Raw genomic sequence first — 22,981 nt, 5'->3', positions numbered from 1 at the left:
AGGGGGGATAATATGAATAATAAAGAAAAGCAATTTGTGGTTATAGGACTGGGACGATTTGGAACAAGTATAGCTAAAACTTTAGCAGAGTCTGGTTGCGAAGTATTAGTGATTGATAGAAATGAAGAAGCAGTTCAAGATGCTTCAGAATATGTTACCCATGCAGTACAAGCAGATGTAACAGATATAGATGTTTTAAAATCTTTAGGGATTAGAAATTTTGATGTTGGTGTTGTTGCTATAGGAACAGATATGCAATCAAGTATTATGACAACTCTTTTATTAAAAGAACTAGGAGTGGGATATGTTCTTGCAAAAGCACAAAATGAAATTCATAAAAAAGTTTTAGAAAAAATAGGAGCAGACAGAATAGTTTTACCTGAAAGAGAAATGGGCGTTAGAATAGCTACTAATTTGATTTCGGGAAATATTTTAGATTATATAGAACTTTCATCTTCTCATAGTATAGTAGAAATTAAGGCTTTAAAAGAATGGATTGGAAGGAATTTAAGAGATATAAATATGAGAGCAAAATATGGAATAAATGTAATAGCAATAAAAAGTAATAAAAAAATTAATGTATCCCCTAGAGCAGATGATGTCATAAAGGAAGAAGATGTTTTAGTTGTAATTGGAGGAAATACAGATATTCAAAGATTAGAGAATTCAAAAAAATAAAGAGAGTGAAATTATGATTGAAAGTATTAAAAATAAAAAATTAAAATGGCTTATTATGCTACAAAAAAGTAAAAAACACAGAAATAAGGAAAAAGTTTTTATAGTAGAAGGCATAAAAATTATTAAAGAAATTCCCGAAAAATGGGAAATAATTTCTATTTTTGTGTCTACTTCTTTTATGCAAGAAAATTATAACGTTATTAATAATATATCTTCTAATGTATTTGAAGTAAGCGATAAAGTATTTAATTCCTTATCGGATACAAAAACTCCCCAAGGGATATTAGCTGTATGTAAACAAAAAACTTTTTGTATTGACGAAATTTTAAAAGAAGATAAAGGATTTTATATTATATTAGAAAATATACAGGACCCAGGTAATTTAGGAACTATTATAAGAACTGGAGATGCATTAGGGGCAAAGGGAATATTTTTAACTAAAGGAACAGTTGATTTATATAATCCTAAGGTTATACGTTCTACCATGGGGTCTATATTTCATCTTCCTATATTAATAGATGTAGATATAGACGAATTATTAACAAAGTTAAATGAAAAGAATATTTTTACATTATCAGCTCATTTAAAAGGAGAAAAATATCCCTATGAATATGATTTGAATAGAGCCTTAGCATTAATTATAGGGAATGAGGCAAATGGTATAAAAGATTCAACTGCTAAAAAAACAGATGCTTTAGTAAAAATTCCTATGTTAGGAAAAGCAGAATCCTTAAATGCGGCTATGGCATCAGGAATTTTAATGTATGAAATAGTAAGGCAAAGAATAAAATAGCTAAAATTTTAGCTATTTTTTTTTCTTTGTCATCATTTTATGCTCTTTTTGAAGTTCTTTTATTAAGTTTTTAAATTTCCAAGTTCGAGATATGGGAGTTACAGTAGCAAATATAGGACGTTCTAATTTTGTATCTTTAAAATTTTTCAGAAATGATTGGAGTTCACTTCCAGAAAATCCATTCATGATAATAGCTTTTGCATTCATATTTTCAGATGAAATGGTTCCTTTTTTCTTATTTAAAATATCTTCTAAGGTCATTTCAAGCATTTCATTTTCTACTTTTATAAAATTATCAACTTTTTGTTTATTACAGTATTCTTTTATTATTTCTATTTCATCTTCATTATATCCATAAACCATTACGGATATTTTTTCATCACTTCTAGTTGTATCTTCTATATTAACTTTTTGAAAAGACATAGTTTTCCTCCTTTAGATTTAATTTATATTTATTAATATTAATTTTATTATAATAATAATTTTATTTTATGTCTATATTGAAATAATAATTTAAATTACCAAATTACAACATAAAAGGTTTAAAATATTTTCTTGACAAAAAAGTGTGGGTATGATAACATTATAAAAAATTTAATAGTTGAAATGGAATACGCATTTCGACCTTTAATTTGGTCCTGTGAGGCCGGAAAGGAAGAGGATAAAGATGCGAGACATCGGTGCGTGCATTTATTTTGGAAATATTATATCTACAAGTAAATATAACAGGGGAAATATGGTGGTAGTGGAGAATTTACACTTCTCTTTTCTACCTGATTTTGTATTTTCCATTTTTATAAAACATAGAAGACAACAAGGATATTGAATTATTCAATATCTTTGTTGTCTTTTTCTTTTTTAACAAATAGGAGGTATAAATATGATTACAAATAAGGATATTTTAGGAATCAGGAATATGAATTCTGATGAGATTTTGCAAATTTTAGAAACTGCAGAAATTATGAAAAAAAGAATAGAAAATAAAGAACAAAGGGAAAAAATTTTAAAGGATTTTAGTATAGTTACTTTATTTTATGAAAATAGTACAAGGACAAAAATGTCTTTTACTTTAGCGGCAAAATATTTAGGAGCTAATATTGTAGATTTAGGAGTTTCAACTAGTAGTGTTAACAAAGGAGAAAGTTTAGTAGATACTGGAGTTACCTTAGATCAAATGGGAACAGATATAATGATAATTAGACATAGTATGTCAGGAGCAGCTAATGTTTTAGCAAGAAATGTAAATGCTTCCGTGATTAATGCGGGAGATGGAGTTAATGAACATCCTACTCAAGCACTCTTAGATTTATTTACTATATATGAAAAAAAGAAAAATTTTAAAGATTTAAAAGTAGTAATTATAGGGGATATAACTCATAGTAGAGTAGCAAGAAGTAATATATTTGGTCTTAAAAAATTAGGCGCTAATGTGGTTGTAGCGGGGCCTTCTACTTTGATATCAAAAAATATGGAATGTATAGGAGCTAAGGTAACAACCGATATAAAAGAGGCTATATATAAAGCAGATGTGGTAATGGGACTTAGAATTCAGTTAGAAAGACAAAAAGGAGGACTTTTCCCGGATATAAGAGAATACCGACAAATGTTTGGAATTAATAAAGAATTAATGAAATATGCTAAAGAGGATGCAATACTTATGCATCCAGGACCTGTAAATAGGGGAATAGAACTAAGTACAGAAATTATTGATGGAGACCAGTCTGTAATAAATGAACAAGTAAAAAATGGAGTAGCTGTTAGAATGGCATTATTGTATCTATTATCAGAGAGGAGAAAAGGGAATGAGGATATTAATTCAAAATGGAAGAATGTTAGATCCTATACAAAAGATAAATGGAATAAAAGATATATTGGTTGAAGATGGAATTATAAAAGAAGTTAAAGAAAAAATTAAAGTAAAGGCAGATGAAGTAATAGATGCAAGAGGGTTATGGGTCACTCCAGGGCTGATAGATGTACATGTACATCTTAGAGAACCTGGATATGAATATAAGGAAACTATAAAAACAGGAAGTAGAGCAGCAGCAAAAGGAGGATTTACTACTATATGCTGTATGCCTAATACTAATCCAGTTATTGATAATGAAATTCTTGTAGAGTATGTAAAGATGAAAGCTGAAAAAGAAGCTTTAGTAAATGTTCTTCCTATAGGAAGTATTACTAAAGGACAAAAGGGAGAAGAACTTTCTAATATAGGGAAAATGGCAGAAGCAGGAATATGTGCTATTAGTGAAGATGGGAAAAGCGTTATGAATGCAGGTCTTTTAAAAAAAGCAATGAAATATGCCAGTATGTTTAATATTCCAGTATTTTCTCATTGTGAAGATCCTACTTTAGTAGGCGGAGGAGTAATGAATGCTGGAGAAATGGCAGAAAGAGTTGGAATGAAAGGTATTAGTAGTGATTCTGAGGAAGTAATAGTGGCAAGAGATATTATATTAGGAAGGTCTACAGGAGTAAAACTTCATATATGTCATATTAGTACTAAAGGGAGTGTTCAGCTAGTTAGAGAAGCAAAATTAAGAGGAGAAAAAGTAAGTGCAGAGGTTTGTCCTCATCATTTTTCCCTTACTGATGAAGCGGTAGAAGGATATGATGCTAATACTAAAATGAATCCTCCTCTTAGAAGTGCTGAAGATGTAGAGAGCTTAAAGAAAGGATTAAAAGATAATACTATAGAAATAATAGCAACAGACCATGCTCCACATCATATTGATGAGAAAAATTGTGAATATGATAGGGCAGCCTTTGGGATTGTAGGATTAGAAACAGCTTTATCTTTAAGTATTACTCATTTGGTTGAAGAAAATATATTAACACCAATGCAACTTATAGAAAAAATGAGTACAAATCCAGCAAGACTTTTAGGAATTGATAAGGGAACCTTAAGAATAGGGAAAATAGCAGATATAACTATAATAGATCCTAATGAAGAATATGAAGTTAATGTTAATGACTTTGAGTCAAAAAGTAAAAATAGTCCTTTCCATGGTGTTAAGGTTAAAGGAAAGGTTAAATACACCATAGTAGGAGGGGAAATTGTATTTAAGAACGGGGAATTTATAGATAAATATTAAATAAAAAAGGAGAGTAAAAATGATTGATAGATTAATAGAAAAAATAGAATATACAAAAAATCCGACAGTTGTGGGATTAGACCCAAGATTAGAGCTTATACCAAATTTTATAAAAGAAGAAGCTTTCGAAACTTATGGGAAAACTTTAAAAGGAGTAGCTAAGGCTTTTTACGAATTTAATAAAGCAATAATAGATGAAGTATATGACCTTGTACCAGCAGTAAAACCTCAAATAGCAATGTATGAACAGTATGGAGAAGAAGGAATAAAGGCTTATATTGATACTATTTCTTATGCTAAACAAAAAGGACTTATAGTTATAGGGGATATAAAAAGAAGTGATATAACTTCTACAGCAAAAGCTTATGCTAATGGACATATAGGAAAAGTTAAAGTAGAAGATAAAGAATATGAAGTTTATCGTGAAGATAGCATTACGCTTAATCCTTATCTTGGATATGATTCTATAGAACCTTATATAAATTATTGTAAAGAAAATGATAAAGGATTATTTATATTAGTTAAAACTTCAAATCCTAATAGTGGAGAAATCCAAGACCTGCAAGTTGGAGAAGAAAAATTATATGAAAAAGTGGGTAAGTTAGTTTCAAAATGGGGAGAAGAAATTATTGGTAAAAAAGGATATAGCCATATAGGAGCAGTAGTTGGAGCTACCTATCCAGAACAAGGAAAAAGATTAAGGGAACTAATGCCTCATACTTTCTTTTTAGTACCTGGGTATGGAGCTCAGGGAGCTAAGGCAGAGGATTTAAAAGGATGTTTTGATAAAAATGGATTAGGAGCTATAGTTAATTCTTCAAGGGGAATTATTGGAGCTTATAAGTCAGATAAATATAAAAGCAAATATAGTGAAAGAGAGTTTGCTAAAGCTTCAAGAGAGGCTGTCATAGATATGAAAAGAGATCTAGAGGAGGTATTATAGTTGAAGGCACAACTTATATTAGAAAATGGAATAGTTTTTGAAGGTAAGGCCTTTGGATATATAGAAGAAAGTGTTGGAGAAGTTGTATTTAATACAGGAATGACAGGGTATCAAGAGGTTTTAACTGACCCTTCATATTATGGACAAATTGTTACAATGACTTATCCTCTTATAGGTAATTATGGTATCAACTTGGATGACATGGAATCTAATAGTCCTAAAGTAAAAGGATTTATAGTAAGAGAAAAATCAGATTATCCGAATAACTGGAGATGTGAAATGGAGTTAGAGGCATATCTTAAGCAAAATAAAATCATAGGCTTAGAAGGCATAGATACAAGGGCATTAACTAAAATTATTAGGAATTATGGAACTATGAAAGGGATTATTACTGTAAAAGAGTTAAGTAAAAGTCAAATTACTCAAAAGTTGAAAGCCTTTCACAATAAAAATGCAGTTAAGGAAGTTACTACCAAAGAAATTCGTAAAATTGAAGGAAAAGGAAAACATATAGCAGTCATGGATTTTGGAATAAAGGAAAATATTATTCGTTCTTTTAAAAAACGAAATTGTTCTTTAACTATTTTTCCAGCCAATACTTCTTATACAGAGATTCTGAGTATAAATCCAGATGGAATATTTTTATCTAATGGACCGGGAGACCCTAAAGATCTCCCTGATGTAATAGAAAATATTAAAAAACTAATAGGGATAAAACCTATATTTGGAATTTGTCTTGGACATCAGTTATTAGCTTTAAGTCTTGGAGGAGATACAGAAAAACTTAAATTTGGACATAGGGGATGTAATCATCCAGTAAAGGACTTATATGAAAATAAAGTATATATAACTTCTCAAAATCATGGGTATGTAGTAACGGACTTGCCAAAAGATATGATAAAAACTCATATTAATCTCAATGATGGAACTATAGAAGGCCTAAGACATAAAAAACTTCCTATATTTAGTGTTCAATTTCATCCAGAAGCTTGTCCGGGGCCAAAGGATACAGCATATATTTTTGATAGTTTCATAAAAATTATGGAAGGAGAAAAAACATGCCAAGGGATAATAGCATAAAAAAGGTATTAGTTATAGGGTCAGGACCAATTGTAATCGGTCAGGCAGCAGAGTTTGATTATTCAGGAACTCAAGCTTGTCAAGCGTTAAAAGAAGAAGGAATAGAAGTTGTATTAATAAATAGTAATCCTGCGACCATTATGACTGATAAAGAGGTTGCAGATAAAATTTATATAGAACCTTTAACTATAGAAGTAATAGAAAAGATTATAGAAAAAGAAAAACCAGATAGTCTTTTAGCAGGTATGGGAGGACAAACAGGGCTTAATTTAGCAGTAGAACTTCATGATAAAGGAATCCTAAAAAAACATAATGTAAAAATAATAGGGACTCCTATAGATTCTATTAAAGAAGGAGAAGATAGAGAAGGCTTTAAGAAGTTAATGGAAAAGATAGGACAACCTATTGTAGAAAGTGAAATAGTAACAAATGTAGAGGAAGGATTAAAATTTGCAAATAAAATAGGATATCCTGTTGTTGTAAGACCTGCTTATACTCTTGGAGGAACAGGAGGTGGAATTGCAGAAAACGAAGAAGAATTAAAGGAAATATTAGGACAAGGACTTCATTTAAGTAGAGTTGGGCAGGTTCTTTTAGAAAAAAGTATAAAAGGTTGGAAAGAAATTGAATATGAAGTAATGAGGGATAAATATGGAAATTGTATAACCGTATGTAATATGGAGAATATTGATCCTGTAGGAGTTCATACAGGAGATAGTATAGTAGTAGCTCCTAGTCAAACTTTATCTGATAAGGAATATCAAATGCTTCGCTCAGCTTCTATAGATATTATTAATGCTATAGGAATACAGGGAGGATGTAATGTACAGTTAGCCCTTAATCCAGATAGTTTTGAGTATGTGGTTATAGAAATTAATCCAAGGGTTAGCCGTTCTTCGGCTCTAGCTTCTAAAGCAACAGGTTATCCAATAGCGAAAGTAGCGGCAAAGATTGCCCTAGGATATGGTCTAGATGAAATTAAAAATGCTGTAACAGGGAAAACTTATGCTTGTTTTGAACCTGCTTTAGATTATGTAGTTATAAAAATTCCTAAATGGCCTTTTGATAAATTTCATAGTGCAAAACGTTCTCTTGGAACTAAAATGATGGCAACAGGAGAAGTTATGGCTATCGGTAATAATTTTGAATCAGCTTTTCTTAAAGGTATTCGTTCCCTAGAAATAGGTCAATATTCTTTAAATAGAAAATCTTCTTCTAAAAGAACCTTAGAAGAATTAAAGAAAAGAGTTCAAGTTCCAGATGATGAGAGAATTTTTGATTTAGCTGAAATGTTAAGAAGAGATTATTTAGTAGAAAAAGTATGTAAAATTACAGGGATAGATAAATTTTTTGTAGAAAAAATTAAATGGATAGTAGAACAGGAAGAAAAATTAAAACAAATGAATATAGAAGATTTAACAAAAGAATATTTATATTTATTAAAGAAAAAAGGATTTTCTGATAAAGGAATAGCAGATTTTTTAGGAGTAAGTCCTAAAGATATATATGAATTAAGAAATAAATGGAATATATATGCTACATATAAAATGGTAGATACATGTGCTGGAGAATTTGAAGCAGAATCTCCATATTATTATTCTACTTATGATGAATATGATGAAGTAGAAGTATCTAAAAACAGAAAAGTTATGGTAATAGGTTCAGGACCTATTAGAATAGGACAAGGAATAGAATTTGACTACTGCTGTGTTCATAGTGTATTAGCTCTAAAAAAAGCAGGTATAGAAACAATTATCGTAAATAATAATCCAGAAACTGTAAGTACAGATTTTAATATATCGGATAAACTTTATTTTGAACCTCTAACAGAAGAAGATGTATTAAATATAGTAGAAAAAGAAAAGCCTGATGGAGTAGTACTACAATTTGGAGGGCAAACTGCTATAAAATTAGCAAAATTCTTTAGAGAAATGAATATTCCTATATATGGGACAAAACCTGAGCAAATAGATGTTGCAGAAGATAGGGAAAAATTTGATACCTTATTAGAAAAGTTAGGAATAATGCGTCCAAAAGGAAAAGCAGTATTTAATCTTGAAGAGGGCTTAAAAGAAGCAAAGAAATTAGGATATCCAGTGTTAGTTAGACCTTCCTATGTTTTAGGAGGGCAAGGAATGGAAATAACTTACGAGGAAAAGGAACTTAAACAGTATCTTGGAGAAGCTTTTGAAAGGGATTCAAAAAATCCAGTGCTTATTGACCGATATTTAACAGGAAGGGAAATAGAAGTCGATGCCATATGTGATGGAAAAGATATACTAATACCAGGAATAATGGAACATCTTGAAAGAGCAGGAGTTCATTCTGGAGATAGTATAACAATATATCCAAGTCAAAATATTTCAAAAGAAATAAAAGAAAAAATTTTAGATTATACTAAAAAGATTGCTTTAGCACTTAATGTCATAGGTATGATAAATATCCAGTTTATAGAATTTAAAAATGAGTTATATATAATAGAAGTAAACCCTAGGTCAAGTCGTACAGTACCATATATAAGTAAAGTAACAGGAGTACCAGTTGTGGACCTTGCTACAAGGGTTATGCTTGGAGAAAAATTAAGGGATTTAGGTTATGGAATTGATATATATAAAGAAGCAAATTTAATAGCAGTAAAAGTACCAGTTTTTTCGACGGAGAAATTACCTATGGTAGAAGTAAGCTTAGGACCAGAAATGCGTTCTACAGGAGAAGTTTTAGGAGTTGGAAAAACCTTAGATGAAGCTCTATATAAAGGATTTATTGCAGCAGGAATAAAAATTCCAAAAGAAAATGGTACAATTCTTGCAACTATTAAACCTTATGACCAAGAAGAATTTTTACCCATGGCTAAAAAATTTGCTGAAAAAGGATTTAAATTTATGGCAACTGAAGGAACTGCAAATTTATTAAAAAAAGAAGGGATTTCTGTAGTAGAAGTTAAAAAAATAAGTGAAGGAGTTCCTAATATATTAGATATCATAAGAAGCGGAGTAATTAATATGGTTATAAATACTCCTACTAAAGGGAATGATTCAAAAAGAGATGGATTTAGAATAAGAAGAACAGCTATAGAATCTTCCGTAGATATATTTACTTCTTTAGATACAGTTAATGCAATGTTAAAAGTTATGGACGCTAGCTTTAAAGTAAAAGATTTAGAAGTATATGATTTAGGAGGAAATAATGAGAGAAATTAAAAAGCTAATAGTATTAGAAAATAAATTAATATCATCTAACATCTATAGTATGGTTTTACAGTCGAAAGGTTTAGCCAAAATATCAAAACCTGGACAATTTATTAATTTATATTGTAGAGAAGGGTCAAGACTTCTTCCAAGACCTATTAGTATATGTGAGATAAATAAGTTAGAAGATACAATTAAACTAGTCTATGCAGTAGTAGGCGCTGGAACTAAAGAATTTTCAAATATAAAAGTAGGAGAAAAAATAGAAGCTTTAGGTCCTTTAGGAAATGGCTTTATTATAGAGAAAGATAAAACAAAAAATATAATAGTAGGAGGAGGAATAGGAGTTCCTCCCCTATTAGAACTTGCAAAAAACTTAAATGGAGAAATAGAAGTTTATTTAGGATTTAGAAGTAAGTCAATATTAATAGAAGATTTCAAAAAATATGGAGCTAAGGTACATGTAGCAACTGAGGATGGTTCAGAAGGATTTAAAGGAAATGTTTTAGAACTTATGAAAAAGAATAATGTAAATGGAAGTATAATTTATAGTTGTGGCCCTAAGCCTATGTTAAAAGCAGTAGCAAAATGGGCCAAAAAGAAAAATATTCCTATGCAAGTTTCTTTAGAAGAAAGAATGGCATGTGGTATAGGAGTTTGTGTAGGTTGTGTTTGTAAGATAAAGGATAAAAATCAATCAGATTGGCAATATAAAAAGGTATGTAAAGATGGGCCTGTATTCTGGAGCGATGAGGTGATATGGGATGAATAAAGATGATTTAGATTTAAGAGTTAAAATTGCCGGTGTAGAATTAAAGAATCCTGTAACTACAGCTTCAGGAACCTTTGGGTCAGGAAGAGAATTTAAAGAATTTATAGACCTTAATGCATTAGGAGCAGTTACGGTAAAAGGAGTATCAAGTGTTCCTTGGAAAGGAAATCCTGCGCCAAGAATTGCGGAAACCTATGGTGGAATGTTAAATAGTGTGGGGCTACAAAATCCAGGAGTTGAAGAATTTATAAAAAACGATATTCCCTTTCTTAGGCAGTATGATACTAAGATAATAGTTAATATAGCAGGAAGAACTATACCAGAATATTGTGATGTAGCAGAAAAATTATCCAATACAGATATAGATTTAATAGAGCTTAATATTTCTTGCCCTAATGTAAAAGAAGGAGGAGTAGCTTTTGGCACAGACCCTAAAATGGCAGAAGAAGTAACACGAGAAGTAAAAAGGCATACAAAAAAACCTTTAATAGTAAAATTAAGTCCTAATGTGACAGATATAACTAATATAGCAAAGGCAGTTATAAAAGGGGGAGCTGATGGTTTATCTTTAATAAATACTCTTATTGGTATGAGAATAGATATTAATAGGAGAAAGCCAATACTTGCTAATGTTGTAGGCGGATTTTCAGGTCCTGCTATAAAGCCTGTAGCACTTAGAATGGTTTATCAAGTGGCTAAAGTTGTATCAGTTCCTATAATTGGTATGGGAGGCATAGCTACAGGAGAAGATGCCATAGAATTTATTATGGCAGGAGCTAGTGGCGTAGCAGTAGGAACAGCTAATTTTAGGAATCCAAGAGCTACCATAGATGTATTAAATGGAATAAAAGAATATATGATAAAAAATAAGATCAAATCATTGAAGGAGATAAGAGGAATTATATAGATAATATAATAGAATAATAGGAGGAATATTATGTTAAATAAAGATCGTGTAATTGAAATTTTAAAGAAAACAGGAGTTCTTTTAGAAGGGCATTTTTTACTTACATCAGGAAGACATAGTAATCAATACATGCAATGTGCAAAGATTTTACAATATCCCAATTATGCAGAAGAAATAGCAAAAGGTTTAGCAGAAGAATTTAAAGATGATAAAATAGATATAGTAATTGGTCCTGCTATAGGAGGAATAATAATAGCTTATGAATTAGCAAGACAATTAAATGCTAAAAATTTATTTGCAGAAAGAGAAAATGGGAAAATGACTTTAAGAAGAGGATTTAGTATTCCAAAAGGAGCTAGAGTTTTAGTAGCAGAAGATGTAATTACAACAGGAGGGTCAGTTTTAGAAGTAATAGATATAGTAAAGGAACAGGGAGGAGAAGTAGTAGGCGTTTCTGTGTTAATAGATAGAAGTAATGGGAAAATAGATTTTAAAACCAAACTAAGAGCTGCACTAACTGCAGATATAATATCTTATGATGCTAATGATTGCCCCATATGTAAGGAAAGAAAAATTCCATTAATAAAACCAGGAAGTCGTAAATTTGTTAAATAAAAATTTTATAAATTTTTAAGAATACCCTTTTATTTTTTAAATAAATGATTTATATTATATAATATAATTGTCAAAATATGTTTTAATATTTGGTGTTATTTGGAGATGGTTATAATCATGGATAAAAGGGTAAAAATAATAAATAATAAAAATAAGTTATTAATAAGAACCTTATGGGGGATATATTTTGTTTCGATGAATTTATTTTTTATAAAATCATATGATAATAATATTATATATTTATTTATTGGTTTTATATTATGTACAGTTATAAGTGTATTATCGTATTATAAAATAAGGCCTATATTTGTGACATATTTTATCATAAGTGTTTTTAGTATAGGCTCTTTCTTTTTACTAAAAGAATCCCATATTTTTTCAAGCATGTCAATAATTTGGTTTACATTAATAATAAGTTCCTTTTATGAAAATTATAAGGTTATATTTTTATCAGGAATTTATTCTATTATTTTAAGTATATATTTTTTTTACAATAAAGGACAAATCGATAGTGTTAGCTATACAGATTTAATATATTTAATTTTATTAGAAATATTTATAATAATACATATGATATTAAATTTAAAGATTAATAAAAATGCAAGAATGGAAGAAAAGAAAAATGAAGAATTGTTAAAAAGTATATTAGATAGTGTAAATATTGTATCTTGGAATTTTGATGTAGAAACTAAGGAATTTACTTTTTCAGAGGGAATAAATAAAATAAGTGGTTATAAAAAACAAGATTTTAAAGAAAATATAAATTTATGGAGAGAAGTTGTTCATCCAAAAGATAGAGAAAATATAAAAAAAGCCATAAAAGATATATATAATGGAAAATCAAAAGTAGTTGAAACTCGTATTATAACTAAAAAAGGATTAGAAAAATGGATACAAATACGAACTATACCTAATGTAGATAATTATAAAAAAGTCATTGGAATAAATGGGGTTATAATAGACATAACAGATAGAAAGTATGCAGAAGAAAAAATAAAATATATGGCTTATCATGATGTGTTGACAGAGCTTCCTAATAGAATTCATTTTAATAATCAGTTTATTAAAATTTTATCTGAAGTAAAACAAAAAAATCAAAAAATGGCAGTTTTATTTATTGATTTAGATAAATTTAAAAATATTAATGATACTTTAGGACATAATATGGGTGATTTACTTTTAAAACAAGCGGCAAATAGATTAAAAAAATCTCTTAGAGAAACAGATTTTATATGTAGAATAGGAGGAGACGAATTTATAATACTTTTAAAGGATATTACAAAAGAACATGTAAAAAAATTAGCTCAAAGAATAGTAAATACTTTTAAAGATCCCTTTATACTTAATAAGCATATACTTTTTGTAACACCTAGTATAGGCATAAGTATTTATCCAGATAATGGTATAGACATCGAAACTCTTATTAAGAATGCAGATGATGCTATGTATTTAGCAAAGAAAAAAGGAAAAAATAATTATCAGTTTTTTGATTCTATAAAAGAAAATATATAAAAATAAAAGGGCACCTTATATGGAGCCCTTATTAATATGTAAAAATTAATATCATATATATAATAATGAATTTATAGTAAGAAGGGATTAAGATGAAAGATTTCTTTGGGGTTAATTATAAAGGAGAAGGATTCAAACTCTTTTCTAATTATCATATTTTTGCTATTTTTATAATTTTTTTTATATGTTTTTTGATATTTATATTAAAAGACAAATTAAGAGAAAAAAAGATAAATTTTTGTTTTAGATATATTATGGGAGTTATGTTAATTATAGAACAATTATTTTTATATATTTGGTATCATGTAAATAATTTATGGTCATTTTCAGTATCTCTTCCTCTTAACTTATGTGAAGCATCAGTTATATTGTGTATCTTTTTATTATTTACAAAGTCCTATTTTTTATATGAAATTTTATATTTTTGGGCTATGTGTGGTGTAATATGGGCAATAATAACTCCTGATCTTAACGGGTATAATCCATCTCATTTTATTTTTTATCACTTTTTTATAACTCATGGACTTGTTATTATAGGGATTTTATTTATGACATTTGTAAATCGATACAAACCAAAAACTAAATCAATATTGAAAGTTTTTATAATAACAAATATATATATGGTTTTTGTAGGTATTATAAATATTATTACTGGAGGTAACTACTTATTTATCTGTAAAAAACCAAAATCTATATCTCTTATGGATTATTTAGGGCCTTGGCCTTTCTATATTATTTCGTTAGAAGTAGTAGCTATAGTAGGATTTATATTAGCATATTTGCCATTTAGGAGAAAGAAAAATTAATTTAAAATCGTTCAAAGCTAAGATATCTGCTCCCTTGAAATTTTAATTTTCCCGTATCTCCTTCAGCTAATAACCCAAACTCTTGCCCATCTACATTAAATTCCATTCTACTTCCACTTTCAAATTCAAATGTTATATAATAATAGGTTCTTGAATGATGATGTCCTATACCATGGTGATTTCTATGTATTGAAGAACTAGATACTTTAGTTCTTTTAGACACTATCTTTGCATCAACAATTAATATGGGTTGATGATTATTATAGTTCCATTGCTTAACACCTTTAATCATAGTAAAAATAAACATGATAATTATAATAAAAAAAACAATAAAGATAAATATAGGAACAATATTAAATAAAAGTCCCGTGAAATTATAAAAATTATTATGATAAGGCATATTTTACCTCCATAGTATAAAATTAATAAAGTAATTATATCAAGGATATTTTTTTTAGTCAAATTATAGGAGATATTTGTTATAAGATATCAATTATAAAATACAATAATTTTTTATTATAATAGTTAAGAATATAAAGAGTTGCTCATATATTTGTGATGAAAAATAGTGACTCTATACTATCATTTACAACAAATGGTTTAAATTTTTTTAATATAATTTTAATTTTAATAATAATATTTTTAATAATATTTTAAATTCAAAAAATACTGTATTGATAAAGTGATTTTTTATGTTTTAGTATAAATTTGATAAAATATTTTAACTAGCATATATTTTATATAATATTCGCCATATAAATATTTATCTAGTATTAATTATTTATTATATATCTGTTATAATGATTAATAAATTAAAAACATGGAGGGGAAGGATGTTAAAATATAAAGATTTAAATAAAAAAAAGAAAATAGAGTATATTTTTTATTATTATAAATGGCATATTATTGTAAGTATATTATTGATTGCATTTGGTATAAATATAGTTAACAATATTATTCATGGAGATGAAAAAAATCCTTTATTTACAATTTCATTGCAAGGTATTTCAACAAAATATGAAGAAATATCAGCTTGGGAAGAAGATATTAGTGCTAGAATTAAAAAGTTAGAAAAAGATAAAAATAAAACTGTTAGAGTAGATTTTTATTATATTGATATGAAAAACCAAGATGAATATTCCATGGCTAATATAAAAAAATTTATTGCTTTATCTATAACAGGAGATTTAGATATAGTATGTTTAGATGAAGATTTTTTTATGAGTCAAGTTAATAACAAAGCATATATACCTTTAGATACTATTTCTGAGCTTGATTTGATTTTAGATAAAAATAAAGATATTTTAGTGAAATTAAAGGCAGAGGGAGATACTAAGGAAAGAGTTTATGGTATAAGGGCAGATAATATAAATATATTTCAAAATATTGATTATGATACTACAAATAAAATATTAGCAATATCAAAAAATACGAAAAATTTGAATTATATTATACAATTTTTCAATTTAATCTTTAGTAATCAATAATATAAATAATAAGTTGAGGTGAAAATTATGAATGTACTTAAGAAAAAAATAGGAATAATTGGTGGAGGACAATTAGGAAAGATGATGATTTTAGAGGCTAAAAAAATGGGATTTTATGTAGTTATTTTAGACCCTACTCTACATTGTCCAGCTCATAGTATAGCAGATGAACATATAGTAGCCGATTTTGATGATGATATTGCAATAAAAAAATTAGCCCATAGGGTAGATGTTATAACTTATGAATTTGAACATATAGGGGTAGAAGTATTAAAAGAATTAGAAGAAAAAGGTTATGAAATATATCCAACACCAAAAAGTCTTGAAGTTATTCAAGATAAATATGAGCAAAAGAAGCTTTTAAAAAAGAAAAGAATTCCTGTTCCTGATTTTATATATATATCTAATGAAGAAGATATAATAAAAGCTGGAGAGAAATTTGGATATCCGTTTATATTAAAAAGATGTAGAGGAGGTTATGATGGAAAAGGGAATGTAGTAGTAAATGGAGTAGAGGATGTAAAAGCTGCTTATGAAAGACTTGGAGGTAGATATGAAGAATTAATGGCAGAAGAGTTTGTAAATTTCAAAAAAGAAATTTCAGTCTTAGCTTGCAGAGGCATAGATGGAGAAATAGCAGTTTATCCTGTAGGAGAAAACGAACATAAAGATAATATATTAATAGAAACCAAAGTTCCTGCTAAGATAACAAAAACTCTTACAAATCGAGCTATGAATTTAGCTAATAGAGTTATGAAAGCTTTTGAAGGAGTAGGAATGTTTTGTGTTGAAATGTTTGTTACAGATGATAAAAAAATATTGATTAATGAAGTGGCACCAAGACCACATAATTCTGGACATTATTCAATAGAAGGGTGTATAACTTCTCAATTTGAACAACATATAAGGGCTATAGTAGGATTGCCTTTAGGAGATACATCTCTTATTAGTCCTACTGTTATGAGAAATATATTAGGAGAAGGAAGTAAAATTGGAGAAGCAATGGTTTATGGAGTAAAAGAAGCTTTAGAGATTCCAGGAGTTAGACTTCATATATATGGAAAAGAAAAGAGCTTTCCAAGAAGAAAAATGGGACATTTAACAGCTACAGGAGAAACTTTAGAAGAAGCTTTGGAAAGGGCAAGAAAAGCTTCAGAATTTATAAAAATATATGCAAGAGGAGGAAAATAAAATGAAGCCATTAGTAGGAATTATCATGGGAAGTGATTCAGACCTTCCTGTTATGAGTGAAGCTGCAAAAATTTTAGGTGATTTTGGTATAGAGTATGAAATTACTATTGTATCAGCCCACAGAACCCCAGATAGATTATATGAATATGCTAAAACTGCTAAGGAAAAAGGATTAAAAGTAATAATTGCAGGGGCTGGAGGGGCAGCTCATCTTCCAGGGATGGTAGCTTCTATTACGACAGTTCCAGTGATAGGAGTTCCAGTTAAAACATCAACTTTAAGTGGAATTGATTCTTTATATTCTATAGTTCAAATGCCACCGGGAATTCCTGTAGCTACAGTTGCTATAAATGGAGCAAAAAATGCTGGAATATTAGCAGCTCAAATAATAGGAAGTTTTGATAAAGAGATTGAAAATAAAGTATTAAATTATAAAGAAGATTTAAAAAATATGGTAGAGAATAAAGCTTTAAAACTTGAAAAGGAAGGATTTGAAAAATATCTTTTAGAAAAAAATAAATAAATTCGAACATTAAATTAAAATTAATATAAAAAATTCGAATATTGTATTGACAGTATATATTAGCTATGGTAAAAATATATTATACAAGTTAATATGAAAATGCTCATATATGCTCAATAATATGGTTTGAGCGTTTCTACCGGGAAACCGTAAATTTCCTGACTATGGGTGAAAATGTCTAGTAAGAATATTCGAATTTTTGTATATATCATTGGACAGATTTCATGCATAAGGAATCTGTTTTTTTTCTGAAAATTTTAAATTAAGGGGGAATAATAGTGGAAAAATTAAAATTATTATATGAAGGAAAAGCTAAAAAGGTTTATGAGACAGAAGATAAAAATTTATATATTGTATCCTATAAAGATGATGCTACTGCATTTAATGGTCTTAAAAAAGGAACTATTCAAAATAAGGGAAGTATTAATAATAGAGTTTCTAACCATCTAATGAAGCTTTTAGAAAGTAAGGGAATTCCAACTCATTTGGTAGAAGAAATAAATGATAGAGATACCGTGGTAAAAAGAGTAGAAATTATTCCTATAGAAGTAATTGTAAGAAATATAGCAGCAGGAAGTTTATCTAAGAGATTAGGACTTAAGGAAGGAACTAAACTTAATAAGACGGTTTTAGAATATTGTTATAAAAATGATGAATTAGGAGACCCTATGGTAAATGATTATCATATATTTGCTCTTAATTTAGCAACAAAAGAAGAATTAAATAAAATTGCAGAATTATCTTTCAAAATTAATGAAATTCTTGGTAATTATTTAAAAGATGTAAATATAGAACTTATAGATTTTAAATTAGAATTTGGAAGAACTCCTGAAGGTGAAATAATTCTTGCGGATGAAATTTCTCCTGATACTTGCAGATTTTGGGATAGTGAAACTAAAGAAAAATTAGATAAAGACCGTTTTAGAAGAGATTTAGGAAATGTGGAAGGAGCTTATAAAGAAATATTAAAACGTCTTGGATTGTCAAAATAATTATAATTTTATATAGCAGAAGGGAGTTTAATCATGGACCAAGAATTTTTTGATGATAAATTTCATGATGAATGTGGCATTTTTGGGATTTTTAATAAAAATGATTACAATACAGCAAAATTAACTTATTTTGGGTTGTATGCTTTACAACATCGTGGACAAGAAAGTGCAGGAATAGCAGTAAATGATAATGGAACTATTATTTATCATAAGGAAATGGGAACAGTGTCAGAGGTATTTGATGAAGTTATTCTTAGTCATTTGCAAGGGAAAATATCTATTGGACATGTTAGATATTCAACAGCTGGGGAAAGTTTAAGGGAAAATGCACAACCTTTGGTTATTAAATATACAAAAGGGAATATGGCAATCGCTCATAATGGTAATTTAGTAAATGCAGATGAAATTAGAGATGATCTAGAAAAAAAAGGATTTATATTTCAGACAACCACAGATTCAGAAGTTATAGCAGCTCTTTTATCAAGAGAAAGAATAAAACATCATAGTTTAGAAGATGCTTTAGTTAAAGTAATGAAACAGATAAGAGGAGCATATTCTCTTTTAGTTATGACTCCTCATAAATTAATCGCCGCTAGGGATCCTTTAGGTATGAGGCCTCTTTGTTTAGGGAAAAAAGGGGATTCTTACATTTTTTCTTCTGAAACAGCAGCATTAGATACTATAGGAGCAGAATTTATAAGAGATATAAATCCAGGAGAAATTGTAGTAGTAAATGAAAAAGATATAAGGTCAATTCAAACAGAAGTAACTGGGGAATCTAGAATGTGTATTTTTGAATATATTTATTTTGCACGTCCAGATAGTATTATAGAAGGAGCTTCAGTTTATAAAGCAAGATTAGAAGCTGGGAAAAGATTAGCTAGAGAATTTCCAGTAGATGCAGACTTAGTTATAGGTGTTCCAGATTCAGGATTAGTAGCAGCATTAGGATACTCAAGAGAAAGTGGAATTCCTTATGGAGATGGATTAATGAAAAATAGATATATAGGAAGAACATTTATTCAACCTAGTCAAGAAATGCGGGAACAAAGTGTTAGATTAAAATTAAATACTTTTAAAGAACAAATAGAAGGAAAAAAGATTATTATGATAGATGACTCTATTGTAAGGGGAACTACAAGTAAAAGAATAGTAAATATGCTAAGAGAAGCAGGAGCTAAGGAAATTCATATGAGAATTAGCTCACCACCAGTTACTTATCCTTGTTATTTCGGAATAGATACTCCTCATAGACAGCATTTAATAGCAAGTCATAGTACTGTAGAAGAAATTAGAAAAATTATAGGAGCGGATACATTACAATTTTTAACAATAGATAGTTTAAAGAAGACTCCAGTAGGAGCTAGATGTGGATTTTGTACAGCTTGTTTTGATGGGAACTACCCTGTTAAAGTGGGAAAGGAGGGAAAAAATGAGTTTAGATTATAAAGCTTCTGGAGTTGATGTAGAAGCAGGGTATAAATCAGTACATTTAATGAAAGAGCATGTAAAAAGTACTTTTAGGCCTGAAGTATTAACAGATATAGGAGGATTTGGTGGATTATTTTCTATAGGAAATCAAAATATGAAAGAACCTGTATTAGTATCTGGAACAGATGGAGTTGGGACAAAACTTAAAATAGCTTTTTTAAATAATAAGCATGATACTATAGGAATAGATTGTGTTGCCATGTGTGCTAATGATGTAATATGTTCAGGAGCAGAACCTTTATTTTTTCTAGATTATATTGCTTGCGGTAAAAATATTCCAGAAAAAATAGCACTTATTGTAAAGGGAGTTGCGCAAGGATGTAGAGAAGCAGGAGCAGCTCTTATTGGAGGAGAAACAGCAGAAATGCCTGGATTTTATAAAGAAGATGAATACGACCTTGCAGGATTTTGTGTAGGAATAGTTGATAAAGAAAAAATTATAGATGGAAGTAAAATAAAAAAAGGCGATTCATTAATTGGTATAGCTTCTAGTGGAATTCATAGTAATGGTTATTCATTAGTACGAAAAATATTTAATCCTAATGAAAAAAATATGAAAGAATATATTGAAAAGTTAGGATGTACTTTAGGAGAAGAACTTTTAAAGCCAACAAAGATATATGTAAAATCAATACGAGCTTTGAAAAAGGAAGTTAATATAAAGGGTATTAGTCATATAACTGGAGGAGGCTTTATAGAGAATATTCCTAGAATGTTTCCAGAAGGATTAGGAGCTAAAGTTTATGAAGGAACTTGGGATATATTACCTATTTTCAATATTATTCAAGAATTAGGTGATATTACTAAAAGAAATATGTATAATACATTTAATATGGGAATAGGAATGGTTGTAGTTATTGAAAAAGAAGAAGAAGAAAAAGCACTTAATATTCTCAATTCTATAGGTGAAAAAGCTTATGTAATAGGAGAAGTAATAGAAAGCAAACTAGGGGTGGAATTATGTTTAAAATAGGAGTCTTAGTTTCAGGAGGAGGAACTAATCTCCAAGCTATAATAGATAGAATAGAAGACGGAACTATAAAAAATGCAAAAATAGTTACAGTAGTTAGTAGTAATAAGGAAGCATATGCACTTAAAAGAGCAGAAAAATATGGAATAGAAAATACTTGTATTTCACCGAAGCAGTTTGAAAATAGAGAAGAATTTAATAAGGCATTAATTAACTATTTTGAAAAAAAAGAAGTTGATCTTATAGTATTAGCTGGCTATTTAGTAGTGTTAGGGGAAAATTTTGTAAATCATTTTAAAAATAAAATTATGAATATACACCCATCTTTAATTCCGGCATTTTGTGGAGAAGGATATTATGGTCTTAAGGTGCACGAGGCAGCGTTAAATAGAGGAGTAAAAATAACAGGAGCAACTGTTCATTTTGTGGATGAAGGAACAGATACAGGGCCTATTATTTTACAAAAGGCAGTTAATGTAGAAGATGGAGATACACCACAAACTCTTCAAAAAAGAGTTATGGAAGAAGCAGAATGGGAAATATATCCAAAGGCCATAGCATTGTATTGTGAAGGAAAAATAAAAATAAAGGATGGGAAGGTGAAAATTTTATGAAGGTATTAGTAATTGGTGGTGGAGGAAGAGAACATGCAATTGTATGGAAATTATCTCAAAGCAAAAAGATAAGTAAAATATATTGTGCTCCAGGAAATGCTGGAATAGAAGAGTTAGCAGAGTGTGTTAATATAAAAGCTACTGATATAGAAGCTTTAGTAGACTTTGCATATAATGAACAAATTAATTTTACTATTGTGGGAATGGACGACCCTCTAATGCTTGGAGTTGTAGATAAATTTGAAGAAAAAGGATTAAAAATATTTGGGCCAAATAAAAAAGCAGCTTTAATTGAGGGAAGTAAGGCCTTTGCTAAGGAACTTATGAAAAAATATAATATTCCAACAGCTAATTATGAAGTTTTTACAGATTATAAAGCAGCTATTGAATATGCTAATAATCAAAAACTTCCCATAGTAGTAAAAGCAGATGGATTGGCTTTAGGAAAAGGAGTTATAATTTGCAACACTTATAAAGAAGCTGAAGAAGCTATATATGAAATAATGGAAAATAAAAAATTTGGAGAAGCAGGGAATAAAATAGTTATAGAAGAATTTTTAACTGGACACGAGGTTTCAGTATTATCTTTTTGTGACGGAGATACAATTATTCCTATGGTAAGTGCTCAAGACCATAAAAGAGCACTAGATAATGATAAGGGACTTAATACTGGAGGTATGGGAACCTTTTCTCCAAGTCGTATTTATACTAAAGAAATAAATGATTATTGTATGGAAAAAATATTTAAACCAACATTAAAAGCTATGAAAGAAGAAGGTAGACCTTTTACCGGGATATTGTTTTTTGGACTTATGATAACAGAAGATGGAGTTAAAGTATTAGAATATAATGCTAGATTTGGAGATCCTGAAGCTCAAGTAGTACTTCCAAGATTAAAAGGAGATTTACTTGAAATATTAGAGGCATGTGTTGATAAAAGACTTCATGAAGTTAAAGTAGAATGGGAAGATAATGCAGCAGTATGTGTAATATTAGCATCAGGAGGGTATCCATTATCTTACAAAAAAGGATATCCAATAAAAGGATTGGATAAATTTAAAGATAGTAAAGATATAATTGTATTTCATGCAGGAACAGCTAAAAAAGAAGATGAAATTGTAACTAATGGAGGAAGAGTTTTAGGAGTTACAGGAATAGCAAAAACTTTAGATGAAGCAATAAAAATAGCTTATAAAGGAGTAGAAGATATTAATTTTGAAAAAATGCATTATAGAAGGGATATAGGAATAAAATAGAAAAAATATTATTTGTAAATTATTGATTATATGCCATAAAATATATTTTTGCTTTGGGTTTATTT

General features: G+C 28.8%; 22 protein-coding genes and 1 riboswitch. Of the genes, 20 read left to right on the top strand and 2 right to left on the bottom strand.

The annotated features are described in order from the left end of the window. Positions 1-12 precede the first annotated feature (12 nt). Positions 13-678: a potassium channel family protein gene (locus OM90_RS00190; protein ID WP_058484862.1), complete on the top strand. Its 666-nt coding sequence runs from the start codon at positions 13-15 to the stop codon at positions 676-678. Positions 679-691: 13 nt separating this feature from the next. Beyond that, positions 692-1,471, top strand: a complete 780-nt coding sequence (locus OM90_RS00185) for a TrmH family RNA methyltransferase (protein ID WP_058484861.1) — start codon at positions 692-694, stop codon at positions 1,469-1,471. Positions 1,472-1,483: 12 nt separating this feature from the next. Here the strand turns inward: OM90_RS00185 and OM90_RS00180 are convergent, their stop codons facing one another. Further along, a complete protein-coding gene (locus OM90_RS00180) occupies positions 1,484-1,894 on the bottom strand; it encodes a DUF3783 domain-containing protein (RefSeq protein WP_058484860.1) in 411 nt (136 codons plus the stop codon). 457 nt (positions 1,895-2,351) lie between these two features. On the opposite strand from OM90_RS00180, the gene OM90_RS00175 reads away from it, so the two are divergent. The 10 genes from OM90_RS00175 to OM90_RS00130 all read left to right on the top strand — a co-directional run bounded on the left by OM90_RS00175 (position 2,352) and on the right by OM90_RS00130 (position 14,392). Then, positions 2,352-3,350 carry an aspartate carbamoyltransferase catalytic subunit gene (locus OM90_RS00175; protein ID WP_064505463.1) on the top strand — a complete coding sequence of 333 codons (999 nt, stop codon included), beginning with the start codon at positions 2,352-2,354 and terminating at the stop codon, positions 3,348-3,350. Further along, the gene (locus OM90_RS00170) at positions 3,274-4,569 is read left to right on the top strand and encodes a dihydroorotase (RefSeq protein ID WP_058484859.1); all 1,296 of its coding nucleotides are present in this window, start codon (positions 3,274-3,276) and stop codon (positions 4,567-4,569) included. Before OM90_RS00175 ends, OM90_RS00170 begins: the two co-directional genes overlap by 77 nt. 19 nt (positions 4,570-4,588) lie before the next feature. Then, positions 4,589-5,512 (top strand): orotidine-5'-phosphate decarboxylase, encoded by a 924-nt coding sequence (gene pyrF / locus OM90_RS00165; protein ID WP_058484858.1) that lies wholly within the window; start codon positions 4,589-4,591, stop codon positions 5,510-5,512. Next, the gene (locus OM90_RS00160; RefSeq protein ID WP_058484857.1) at positions 5,513-6,592 is read left to right on the top strand and encodes a carbamoyl phosphate synthase small subunit; all 1,080 of its coding nucleotides are present in this window, start codon (positions 5,513-5,515) and stop codon (positions 6,590-6,592) included. It begins immediately after the preceding gene. Further along, complete coding sequence (carB, locus tag OM90_RS00155) at positions 6,571-9,792, top strand: carbamoyl-phosphate synthase large subunit (RefSeq protein WP_058484856.1); 3,222 nt, start codon at positions 6,571-6,573, stop codon at positions 9,790-9,792. The genes OM90_RS00160 and carB overlap by 22 nt, the downstream gene beginning before the upstream one ends. Continuing rightward, the gene (locus OM90_RS00150; protein WP_058484855.1) at positions 9,779-10,552 is read left to right on the top strand and encodes a dihydroorotate dehydrogenase electron transfer subunit; all 774 of its coding nucleotides are present in this window, start codon (positions 9,779-9,781) and stop codon (positions 10,550-10,552) included. The genes carB and OM90_RS00150 overlap by 14 nt, the downstream gene beginning before the upstream one ends. After that, on the top strand, positions 10,545-11,459 hold the full coding sequence (locus OM90_RS00145) for a dihydroorotate dehydrogenase (protein WP_058484854.1): 915 nt from the start codon (positions 10,545-10,547) through the stop codon (positions 11,457-11,459). The genes OM90_RS00150 and OM90_RS00145 overlap by 8 nt, the downstream gene beginning before the upstream one ends. A gap of 30 nt (positions 11,460-11,489) precedes the next feature. Further along, positions 11,490-12,074 (top strand): orotate phosphoribosyltransferase, encoded by a 585-nt coding sequence (pyrE, locus tag OM90_RS00140; protein WP_058484853.1) that lies wholly within the window; start codon positions 11,490-11,492, stop codon positions 12,072-12,074. A gap of 384 nt (positions 12,075-12,458) precedes the next feature. Further along, positions 12,459-13,586, top strand: a complete 1,128-nt coding sequence (locus tag OM90_RS00135; protein WP_207643858.1) for a sensor domain-containing protein — start codon at positions 12,459-12,461, stop codon at positions 13,584-13,586. Between the two features lie 92 nt (positions 13,587-13,678). Continuing rightward, entirely contained in the window at positions 13,679-14,392 is a 714-nt protein-coding gene (locus OM90_RS00130) for a YwaF family protein (protein WP_058484851.1), read from the top strand. A 1-nt stretch (position 14,393) separates the two neighbouring features. On the opposite strand, the gene OM90_RS00125 is transcribed toward OM90_RS00130, so the two are convergent. Beyond that, the gene (locus OM90_RS00125; RefSeq protein WP_058484850.1) at positions 14,394-14,792 is read right to left on the bottom strand and encodes a DUF2500 domain-containing protein; all 399 of its coding nucleotides are present in this window, start codon (positions 14,790-14,792) and stop codon (positions 14,394-14,396) included. Positions 14,793-15,225: 433 nt separating this feature from the next. Between OM90_RS00125 and OM90_RS00120 the strand changes: the two genes are divergently transcribed. From OM90_RS00120 to purD, 8 genes are all read left to right on the top strand, one after another. Next, positions 15,226-15,879 (top strand): hypothetical protein, encoded by a 654-nt coding sequence (locus OM90_RS00120; protein WP_058484849.1) that lies wholly within the window; start codon positions 15,226-15,228, stop codon positions 15,877-15,879. A gap of 27 nt (positions 15,880-15,906) precedes the next feature. Beyond that, on the top strand, positions 15,907-17,070 hold the full coding sequence (locus tag OM90_RS00115) for a 5-(carboxyamino)imidazole ribonucleotide synthase (RefSeq protein ID WP_058484848.1): 1,164 nt from the start codon (positions 15,907-15,909) through the stop codon (positions 17,068-17,070). 1 nt (position 17,071) lies between these two features. Further along, entirely contained in the window at positions 17,072-17,593 is a 522-nt protein-coding gene (gene purE / locus OM90_RS00110; RefSeq protein WP_058484847.1) for a 5-(carboxyamino)imidazole ribonucleotide mutase, read from the top strand. Positions 17,594-17,676: 83 nt separating this feature from the next. Then, a riboswitch (purine riboswitch) is annotated at positions 17,677-17,778 on the top strand. 93 nt (positions 17,779-17,871) lie between these two features. Then, positions 17,872-18,585: a phosphoribosylaminoimidazolesuccinocarboxamide synthase gene (purC, locus tag OM90_RS00105; protein ID WP_058484846.1), complete on the top strand. Its 714-nt coding sequence runs from the start codon at positions 17,872-17,874 to the stop codon at positions 18,583-18,585. A gap of 33 nt (positions 18,586-18,618) precedes the next feature. After that, positions 18,619-20,034 (top strand): amidophosphoribosyltransferase, encoded by a 1,416-nt coding sequence (gene purF, locus OM90_RS00100; protein ID WP_058484845.1) that lies wholly within the window; start codon positions 18,619-18,621, stop codon positions 20,032-20,034. Beyond that, a complete protein-coding gene (gene purM / locus OM90_RS00095; RefSeq protein WP_058484844.1) occupies positions 20,018-21,049 on the top strand; it encodes a phosphoribosylformylglycinamidine cyclo-ligase in 1,032 nt (343 codons plus the stop codon). Before purF ends, purM begins: the two co-directional genes overlap by 17 nt. After that, positions 21,037-21,660 carry a phosphoribosylglycinamide formyltransferase gene (purN, locus tag OM90_RS00090; RefSeq protein ID WP_058484843.1) on the top strand — a complete coding sequence of 208 codons (624 nt, stop codon included), beginning with the start codon at positions 21,037-21,039 and terminating at the stop codon, positions 21,658-21,660. Before purM ends, purN begins: the two co-directional genes overlap by 13 nt. Next, complete coding sequence (purD, locus tag OM90_RS00085; protein WP_058484842.1) at positions 21,657-22,916, top strand: phosphoribosylamine--glycine ligase; 1,260 nt, start codon at positions 21,657-21,659, stop codon at positions 22,914-22,916. The genes purN and purD overlap by 4 nt, the downstream gene beginning before the upstream one ends. Positions 22,917-22,981: the final 65 nt, after the last annotated feature.

Source organism: Defluviitalea phaphyphila (genome assembly GCF_001466305.1).
GTDB lineage: Bacteria > Bacillota > Clostridia > Lachnospirales > Defluviitaleaceae > Defluviitalea_A > Defluviitalea_A phaphyphila.
This window is presented reverse-complemented; position numbering and strand designations above follow the sequence as displayed.